This window comes from Hansschlegelia zhihuaiae (assembly GCF_004103825.1).
Taxonomy (GTDB): domain Bacteria; phylum Pseudomonadota; class Alphaproteobacteria; order Rhizobiales; family Methylopilaceae; genus Methylopila; species Methylopila zhihuaiae.
In genome coordinates this window covers 9,517-18,060 of the sequence record NZ_RYFI01000024.1, presented here as the reverse complement: position 1 = coordinate 18,060, position 8,544 = coordinate 9,517, and the positions used below count along the sequence as shown (strand labels likewise).

Annotated in this window: 7 protein-coding genes; 2 read left to right on the top strand and 5 right to left on the bottom strand. The window is 71.3% G+C overall.

Annotated features, from left to right (window positions below; translation table 11 throughout):
• Positions 1-64 precede the first annotated feature (64 nt).
• Positions 65-601, bottom strand: a complete 537-nt coding sequence (gene ppa / locus EK403_RS19400; protein ID WP_128779114.1) for an inorganic diphosphatase — start codon at positions 599-601, stop codon at positions 65-67.
• A 73-nt stretch (positions 602-674) separates the two neighbouring features.
• Between ppa and hrpB the strand changes: the two genes are divergently transcribed.
• Complete coding sequence (hrpB, locus tag EK403_RS19395; RefSeq protein WP_128779113.1) at positions 675-3,146, top strand: ATP-dependent helicase HrpB; 2,472 nt, start codon at positions 675-677, stop codon at positions 3,144-3,146.
• Between the two features lie 257 nt (positions 3,147-3,403).
• Here hrpB and EK403_RS19390 read toward each other — a convergent pair whose 3' ends face one another.
• From EK403_RS19390 to EK403_RS19380, 3 genes are all read right to left on the bottom strand, one after another.
• A complete protein-coding gene (locus EK403_RS19390) occupies positions 3,404-5,605 on the bottom strand; it encodes a xanthine dehydrogenase family protein molybdopterin-binding subunit (RefSeq protein ID WP_128779112.1) in 2,202 nt (733 codons plus the stop codon).
• Between the two features lie 4 nt (positions 5,606-5,609).
• Positions 5,610-6,080: a (2Fe-2S)-binding protein gene (locus EK403_RS19385; RefSeq protein WP_128779111.1), complete on the bottom strand. Its 471-nt coding sequence runs from the start codon at positions 6,078-6,080 to the stop codon at positions 5,610-5,612.
• A 343-nt stretch (positions 6,081-6,423) separates the two neighbouring features.
• The gene (locus EK403_RS19380) at positions 6,424-7,398 is read right to left on the bottom strand and encodes an NADPH:quinone oxidoreductase family protein (RefSeq protein WP_128779110.1); all 975 of its coding nucleotides are present in this window, start codon (positions 7,396-7,398) and stop codon (positions 6,424-6,426) included.
• A gap of 225 nt (positions 7,399-7,623) precedes the next feature.
• Here EK403_RS19380 and EK403_RS19375 point away from each other — a divergent pair, with 225 nt between their 5' ends.
• Positions 7,624-8,196, top strand: coding sequence for an invasion associated locus B family protein (locus EK403_RS19375; RefSeq protein ID WP_128779109.1), 573 nt, complete (start codon positions 7,624-7,626; stop codon positions 8,194-8,196).
• A gap of 7 nt (positions 8,197-8,203) precedes the next feature.
• On the opposite strand, the gene EK403_RS23435 is transcribed toward EK403_RS19375, so the two are convergent.
• The coding region (locus EK403_RS23435) for a tRNA pseudouridine synthase A (protein ID WP_487327331.1) at positions 8,204-8,544 on the bottom strand (341 nt) is incomplete at its 5' end.

The window sequence follows — 8,544 nt, the reverse complement described above, 5'->3', positions numbered from 1 at the left end:
ACCCGACCCGGCTTCGCCGGGCCACCCTCCCCTTTGAAAGGGGAGGGAGAAGGCGTCACCGCTCCTACTTCTTCGCCGCCTTCGCGCGCGAGATCGCCTCGACGATCATGCGCTGCGCCTCCTCGGCGTCGCCCCAGCCGAGCGCCTTGACCCATTTGTCGCCTTCGAGGTCCTTGTAGTGCTCGAAGAAGTGGGCGATCTGGCTCAGCGTGATCTCGGGCAACTGGTCGTAATTGCGGATGTTCTCGTAGCGCCGGGTGAGGTTCGGCGACGGCACGGCGATGATCTTCTCGTCGAGCCCCTTCTCGTCCTCCATCTTGAACACCCCGACCGGCCGGCAGTTGATGACGCCGCCCGGCACGATGGCGCGGGTGTTGGCGACCAGCACGTCGATCGGGTCGCCGTCGTCGGAGAGCGTGTGGGGCACGAAGCCGTAATTCCCCGGATAGCGCATCGAGGTGTAGAGGAAGCGGTCGACGACCAGCGTGCCCGACTCCTTGTCGAGCTCGTATTTGATGGGTTCGCCGCCGATCGGCACCTCGATGATGACGTTGACGTCGGTCGGCGGATTGACGCCGATCTTGATGGCCTCGATGCGCATGGAGGGTCCTTGATCGCGAGAGGCCGTCTTCCTAGCGGAGCGCCGGCCTGTGCGGCAACAATCCTCTCGGCTCATGCCTGACGTCTCCTCCCCCGCTCTCCCGATCGACGAGGCGCTGCCGCGGCTGACCTCGGCGCTGGAGCGCCGCAACGCCGCCGTGCTGGTCGCGCCGCCCGGCGCCGGCAAGACCACGCGGGTCCCGCTCGCGCTGCTCGACGCGCGGTGGCGGGGCGACGGCCGCATTCTGGTGCTGGAGCCGCGCCGGCTCGCGGCGCGCGCCGCGGCCTCCCGGATGGCCGCGACGCTCGGGCAAAGCGTCGGCGAGACCGTGGGACTGCGCGTGCGGCTCGGCTCGAAGGTCTCGGCGCGCACGAGGGTCGAGGTCGTCACCGACGGCGTGTTCGCCCGGATGATCGTCGACGACCCGGAGCTCCGGGGCGTCGCGGCCGTGCTGTTCGACGAGTTCCACGAGCGCTCGCTCGACGCCGATCTCGGCCTCGCGCTCGCGCTCGACGCCCAGGCCGGTCTTCGGGAGGATCTGCGCATCCTGGTGATGTCCGCGACGCTCGACGGCGCGCGGGTCGCGAAACTGCTCGGCGAGGCCGAGGTCGTCGAGAGCGCGGGCCGCGCCTTTCCGGTCGAGACCCGGCACCTGCCGCGGGATCCGCGTGGACGCATCGAGGACGCGGCGGCTTCGGCAGTCCGGCGGGCGCTGGCCGAGGAGCGTGGGAGCCTGCTGGTCTTCCTCCCCGGCCGAGCCGAGATCCGGCGGACGGCGGAACGACTCGCAGGTCTTCCCACCGACGTCGACCTGGTCGAGCTCCATGGCGGCCTCGATCCCCGCGCGCAGGACCGTGCGGTGGCGCCCGCCGAACCGGGCCGCCGAAAGGTCGTGCTCGCGACCTCGATCGCCGAGACCTCGCTCACCATCGAGGGGGTTCGGGTGGTGATCGACTGCGGCCTCGCGCGCACGCCGCGCCACGAGCCGGCGCTCGGGATTACGCGGCTCGAGACCGTGCGGGCCTCGCGCGCCTCGGTCGACCAGCGGCGCGGCCGGGCGGGCCGCACGAAGCCGGGCGTCTGCTACCGGCTGTGGGAGGAGGCCGCGACCCGAAGCCTCGAGCCCTTCGCGCCGCCCGAAATCCTGGCGAGCGACCTTGGCGGCCTGCTGCTCGACCTCGCCGCCTGGGGCGTCACCGACCCGTCCACGCTCGCCTTCCTCGACCCGCCGCCGGCCGCGGCCGTCGCCGAGGCGCGGTCGACGCTCATTGGGCTCGGCGCGCTCGACGCCGACGGCCGCATCATGGAACGAGGGCGCCGGCTCAGGTCGATCGCCCTGCCGCCGCGGCTCGCCGCCATGCTGCTCGACGCCGTCGTGTCCGGCGACGGGTCGCTCGCCGCCCTGATCGCGCTCATGGCCGTGGAGCGCGGTCTCGGCGGCGACGGCGCCGATCTCGGCGCGCGGCTCGAACGCTTCGCCCGGGAGCGCGGCCCGCGCGCCGAGGACGCGCGCCGCCTTGCGGGCTCATGGCTCGCCTCCGCCGGCGGCGTGCCGGGCGAGGCGGACCTGTCGCGCGCGGGTCTCGTCGCGGCCCGCGCCTTTCCGGACAGGATAGCCAAGGCGCGCGGCGGACGGGCGGGCGCGTTCCTGCTCGCGAACGGCCGCGGCGCGGCGCTCGACCCCACGGAACCGCTGTCGCGCGAGCCCTATCTTGCGGTCCTCGACCTCACCGGCGTCGCGCAGGAGGGCCGCATCCTGCTGGCGGCCGCTCTGACCGAGAACGACGTCGTGGCGGCCGCAGGCGGGCGGATCGAGGAGCGGACGGAGGTCGCGTTCGACGCGCATGCGGGCGCGGTGCGCGGCCGGCTCCGCCGCAAGCTCGGAGCGCTGACGCTGGCGGAGCGTCCCGTCGCCGTCGCGCCCGGCCCCGAGACGGCTCAGGCGCTCGCCGAGGGCGCGGCCTCGCTCGGAATCGAGCGTCTGCCGTGGAGCGACGCCGCCCGGACGCTTCGCGCCCGGGTCGGCTTCCTGGCGCGCGCGGAACCCGAGGCAGGCTGGCCCGATTTGTCGGACGCGACGCTCTCGGCCTCCGCCGCGGAGTGGCTCGCGCCCTTCCTCACCGAGGCGACGGCGCTCAGGGACGTCTCGGCCGGCCAGCTTTCCGAGGCGCTCGGGTCGCTGATCCCCTATCCGCTCCGCCACCGGCTCGACGCCGAGGCGCCGACGCATTTCGAGGCGCCGACAGGCTCGCGGCTTCCTGTGGACTATGCGGGCGAGGACGCGCCGGCCGTCGACGTGCGGGTTCAGGAGCTCTACGGCCTGACCGCCCACCCAGCGATCGCGGGCGGCCGCCTGCCGCTGACGCTGCGGCTTCTTTCGCCGGCTCACCGGCCGATCCAGGTGACGCGCGACCTGCCGGGTTTCTGGCGGGGCTCCTGGAAGGACGTCCGCGCCGAAATGCGAGGCCGATACCCAAAGCATCTCTGGCCCGAAGACCCGGCGGCCGCCGCGCCGACGACCCGCGCGAAGCCACGGGGGACATAGGGCGCGCCGCGCGTTCCTGATGTCCCGGCCTTGAGCCGGGGCCCATTTGGCTCCGGAGCTCGCGGGCGAGACCTGTCCGGCGACGTTCATCATCCGGACGGCGGCGCTGAATGGGTCCCGGCTCAAGGCCGGGACATGGGGCAGCGCTTGTAGCCCCGCGGCCGCGGCGCCCATCGCTGCACACCCTCATCAACAAAAAGCGCCGGCGCGATTGTCTCGCGCCGGCGCTTGTCACGAACGTCCGTCGGGTGGGGACGTCAGACGCTCGTGAACTTCTGGTCGCCGAGCGGCAGGTCGCGCACGCGCTTGCCGGTGGCGGCGAAGATCGCGTTGGCGAGCGCGGGCGCGATCGGCGGCACGCCGGGCTCGCCGACGCCGGTCGGCTTCTCCTCGCTCTTCACGATATGCACCTCGACATGCGGCATGTCGGAAATGCGCAGCGGCTTGTATTTGTCGAAATTGCCCTGCTCGACTTCGCCGCCCTTCAGCGTGATGGCGTTGCGCAGCGCCGCCCCGAGACCGAAGCCGACGCCGCCCTCGATCTGGGCGCGAACTACGTCCGGGTTCACCACGATGCCGCAGTCGACCGCAGCCACCACCCGGTCGACCTTCACCGCGCCGTCCGGCTTTATGGTGACGTCGACGACCTGGGCGACATAGGAGTTGAAGCTCTCATGGACCGCGACGCCGCGGCCCTTGCCCTTCGCGAGCTTCTCGCCCCAGCCCGCCTTCTCGGCCGCGAGCTTCAGGACGCCTGCATGGCGCGGCTTGTCCTTCAGCAGCGCGAGCCGGTACTCGACCGGGTCCTTGCCGGCCGCATAAGCGAGCTCGTCGATCACGGTCTCGACCGCATGGGCCGTGTGGGTGTGGCCGACCGAGCGCCACCACAGCACCGGCACGCCGGCCTTGATGGTGGTGAGCTCGACCTTCAGGTTCGGCACGGCGTAAGCGAGGTTCGACGCTCCCTCGACCGAGGTGTCGTCGACGCCGTCCTTCACCAGCATCGGCTCCATCGCTGTGCCGGTCATGATCGACTGGCCGGCGATGCGGTGATGCCACGCGACCGGCATGCCGTCCGGGCCGATCGCGGCGCGGACGCGGTGGGCGTACATCGGGCGGTAATAGCCGCCCTTCATGTCGTCCTCGCGGGTCCAGACCAGCTTGACCGGGGCCTTGCCGTCGATCGCCTTGGCGATCATGACGGCCTCCGCGATGTAGTCGGAGGTCGGCACCGCGCGGCGGCCGAAGGAGCCGCCCGCCCAGACCGTGTCGATCACGACCTTGTCCATCGGCACGCCCGCGACCTTGCTCGCCACCGCGAGGTCGATCGACTGGAACTGGGCGCCGGTGGTAATCTTCACCCCGCCGTCCTTGAGCTCGACGCAGGCGTTGAGCGGCTCCATGGCGGCGTGCGCCAGATAGGGGAAGGCGAAGTCGGCCTCGATCACCTTGGCCGCGCCCTTCAGCGCGCCCTCGGCGTCGCCCGCATTGGTCGCGGTCGCGACGCCGGGCTTCGAGACCGCGTCCTTGCACGCCGCCATCAGCTCGTCGGAGCCGCGATTCTCCGCGGCGCTGTCGTCCCACTCGACCTCGAGCGCATTGCGGCCCTGGATCGCGGCCCAGGTGTTCCTCGCCAGCACCGCGACGCCGGTCGGGATCTGCACGACCTGCTCGACGCCTCTGATCTTCCTGGCTTCGGCGTCGTTGAAGCTCTTGGGCTTGCCGCCGAATTTTGGCGGATGCGCGACGACCGCGACCAGCATGCCGGGCAGCTTGAGGTCCTGGGTGTAGATCGCCGTGCCGTCGGTCTTGGAGTCGTTGTCGACGCGGTGCAGGCCCTCCTTGCCGATCAGCCGGTAATCCTTGGGCTCCTTGAACTGCGGGGCCTGCGGGGCGGCGGTCGGCTCGGCCGAGTCGCCGGCCTTCTCGGCGAACTGGCCGAACGAGCCCGTCTTGCCCGACGGATGGCTGATGACGCCGTTCACGACCTTGATCTCGCCGGCCGCGACCTTCCATTCGGCGGCCGCGGCCTTGACGAGCGCCGCGCGGGCGGTGGCCGCCGCGGTGCGGTACTGGTCCCAGGAGTTCGCGATCGAGGTCGAGCCGCCGGTGCCCTGCGCCTTGAAGGCGAGGTTGGCGTAGAGGGCGGGATTGGCGGGCGCGAATTCGGTGCGGATGGTCGCCCAGTCCGCGTCCATCTCCTCGGCCACGATGGTGGCGAGGCCGGTCGCGACGCCCTGGCCCTTGTCCAGATGCTTGACGATCACGGTGACGGCGCCGTCGGGCGAGACCTTGACGAAGGGGTTGAACTGCACCGGCGCGCCCGAGGGCGCGGCGAGGGCCGGGTCGGCCTTCAGGCCGATCACCAGGCCGACGCCCGCGCCGCCCGCGACGGCGAGGAAGGAGCGGCGGCTGAGGTCGAGCGGCCGTCCGCCCGGGATCTTCTGCTGGATGGTCATGGGATCAGGCCTCCAACCGCTTGGCGGCGTCGTGGATCGCGGCCCGGACGCGCTGATAGGTGGCGCAGCGGCAGACATTGCCGTTCATCGCCGAGTCGATGTCGGCGTCGCTCGGCTTCTTGTTGCCCGCGAGCAGGGCCGCGGCCGACATCATCTGGCCGGACTGGCAGTAGCCGCACTGCACGACGTCGAGCGCCCGCCAGGCGGCCTGCACGGCCTTGCCTTCCTTGGAGCCGGTCTCGGCCACGAGGCCTTCGATGGTGACGATCTTGGAGTCGACCGCGTCGGCCGCCATGGTCATGCAGGAGCGCACCGGGGCGCCGTCGAGATGGATGGTGCAGGCGCCGCACTGGGCGACGCCGCAGCCGAACTTGGTGCCGGTCAGCCCGACCTCGTCGCGCAGGACCCACAGCAAGGGCGTGTCTTCGGCGATGTCGAGCTCGCGCTCCTCGCCATTGATGTTGAGCTTGATCATGAAGGTCTCCCCGGGCCCATCGGCCCGCGCATGCGCCGACCCTCGCCGGGGGCGGCTTTAGGATGCTGCAGATGCTAACGAGGAGATTGGACCAGTTCCAGACACGAAGACTTGCGCTGACGCAAGGCCGCGGCGTCAGCGTGCAGGGCTTGAATGCGAGGGGCGGAAACCACATGCGTCTTTCGACGCAGACGGCGGCTAGCTCAACGCCGGTGTCCCGGCCTTGAGCCGGGACCCATTCAGCGCCGCGCCGTCAGAATGCCCGTCGCCGGTTCCGAACTCCTTGCGCCGACCGAGCCGGATGGGTCCCGGCTCAAGGCCGGGACGTGACGGTTGCGCTTGATCACGGCCGCACGAGGATCTTGCCCTTGGCCTCCCGCCGCTTGATCCGCGCGATCGCCTCGGCGGTCTCTGCGAGCGGCAGGATGGCGTCGACATGAGCCGAGATCTCGCCGTCGGCCGCCCAGTCGAACAGGCGCGCGAGTTCGGCGCGGTGGGCGGCGGGCTCGCGTTCGGCGTGCGCGCTCCAGAACACGCCGCGAACGTCCGCGCCCTTCAGCATCGGCAGGTTGAGCGGCAGTTTCGGAATCTCGCCGGCCGCGAAGCCGATCACGAGATGGCGTCCGCGCCAGGCGAGCGCGCGCACCGCCGCCTCGGCGAAGTCGCCGCCGACCGGGTCGTAGACCACGTCGACGCCGCGCCCGTCGGTCAGCTCCTTCAGCCGCGTCTTCAGGTCCTCGCGCGAATAGTCGACGAGTTCGTCCGCGCCGCGCTCCTTTGCGAAAGCGAGCTTCTCGGCCGAGGAGGCGCAGGCGATCACGCGTGCGCCGAGCAGCCGGCCGACTTCGACGGCCGCGATCCCGACGCCGCCGCTCGCCCCCAGCACCGCGAGCGTCTCGCCTCCCTTCAACTCGCCCCGGTCGGCGAGGGCGTGGAGCGTCGTGCCATAGGTGATGATGAGGCCGGCGGCGCGGTCGAGGCCGAGCTCCTCCGGCACAAGGGTCAGCTGGTCGGGACGCGCCACGATCTTTTCGCGGCAGCAGCCATGGCCGAGATAGCCAGCGACGCGGTCGCCGACCGCGAGTCCCTCGACCCGTGCGCCGACCGCGGACACGACGCCGGACATCTCGCCACCGGGCGAGAAGGGCAGGGCCGGCTTCGACTGGTATTTTCCGGCGATGATTAGCGTGTCGAAGAAATTCAGCGCCGCGAAGGCGACGTCCACCGCGACCTCGTCCGGGCCCGGCTCCGGGTCGGGCAGGTCTTCGAGCCTCAACGCCTCGGGACCGCCAAGCTCGACGCACAGCACAGCCTTCACATGGGCGCCCTCCGGTTCACGCAGCGCGCACTAAGCATGCCCTCCGCCGGGACGTCACGGCCGTCGTTTGGTCAATTTTTTCTAAACTTTTGCGGCTGACTCTGAGTGTCCGCAGCGAGACTCGCAGCGATCGCGCTGATTTGCGACGGCGCGGGGGCTTGGCTTTGGACGCGGCGCAGCGTTTGAATGCGCCGCGACGCGAATGAACGAGACGAAAGCGACGACATGACCGACCGCGCCCCGATCCTCGCCGCCGTCGCCCTTGCGGCCGCGACCCTCGGCGCCTCGACGGGAGGGGCCGCGGCCCAGGCGCCGGCCGGGGCGCAGCCGACCCAGATCGGGGACTTCAAGGATTGGACCGCCTACGCCGCGCCCGTGAAGGGCGGCAAGGTCTGCTACGCGCTCGCCCAGCCGCAGAAGGCCCGCCGCCGCTCCGCCCAGGCGCCGGAAGGCGCCTATTTCTTCATCTCGAACCGCCCGCAGGACGGCGTCCAGAACGAGATCAGCGTGATGCCGGGCTTTGCGCTGAAGACGAACAGCGAGGTCGAGCTCACGGTGGACGGCGCGACCTTCAAACTGTTCACCCGCGGCGACGGCGCCTTCATGGGCAACAATGAGGACCAAGCGGCGCTGGTCGAGGCGATGCGCGCCGGACGGCGCGACATGAAGGTCGAAGCGATCTCCACCCGCGGCCGGAGCGCGACGCAGAGCTATTCGCTGGCCGGCGTCTCGGACGCGCTCGACAAGATCAACGCCGAATGCCGCGCGACCGCGGCGCCGGCGCAGCGCCAGCGCTGACGGGCCGTCAGTCCGGATAGTCCACCTTCACGAGCGTCAGCCCTTCGGGCGGGGCGACGGGGCCGCACGCAGCCCTGTCGGCGCGAGCGAGCGCGGCCGCGAGGTCGTCGGCGCTCCAGCGGCCAAGTCCCACCTCGACCAGCGAGCCGGCCATCGAGCGCACCTGATTGTGCAGGAAGGAGCGCGCGTCGGTGCGGATCACGACCTCCTCGCCCTCGCGCGCGACATCGAGTCGGTCGAGGGTCCTGAGCGGGCTCGAGGCCTGGCAGGCGGCCGAGCGGAAGGTGGAGAAGTCGTGCCGGCCGAGCAGGCGTTTCGCGGCCGCGTCCATCGCCGCGGCGTCGAGCC

Bases quoted from the DNA above. Each gene is read 5' to 3' on its own strand.
- ppa (WP_128779114.1), bottom strand. From the start codon at position 601: ATGCGCATCGAGGCCATCAAGATCGGCGTCAATCCGCCGACCGACGTC.
- EK403_RS19390 (WP_128779112.1), bottom strand. From the start codon at position 5,605: ATGACCATCCAGCAGAAGATCCCGGGCGGACGGCCGCTCGACCTCAGC.
- EK403_RS19375 (WP_128779109.1), top strand. From the start codon at position 7,624: ATGACCGACCGCGCCCCGATCCTCGCCGCCGTCGCCCTTGCGGCCGCG.
- hrpB (WP_128779113.1), top strand. From the start codon at position 675: ATGCCTGACGTCTCCTCCCCCGCTCTCCCGATCGACGAGGCGCTGCCG.
- EK403_RS19385 (WP_128779111.1), bottom strand. From the start codon at position 6,080: ATGATCAAGCTCAACATCAATGGCGAGGAGCGCGAGCTCGACATCGCC.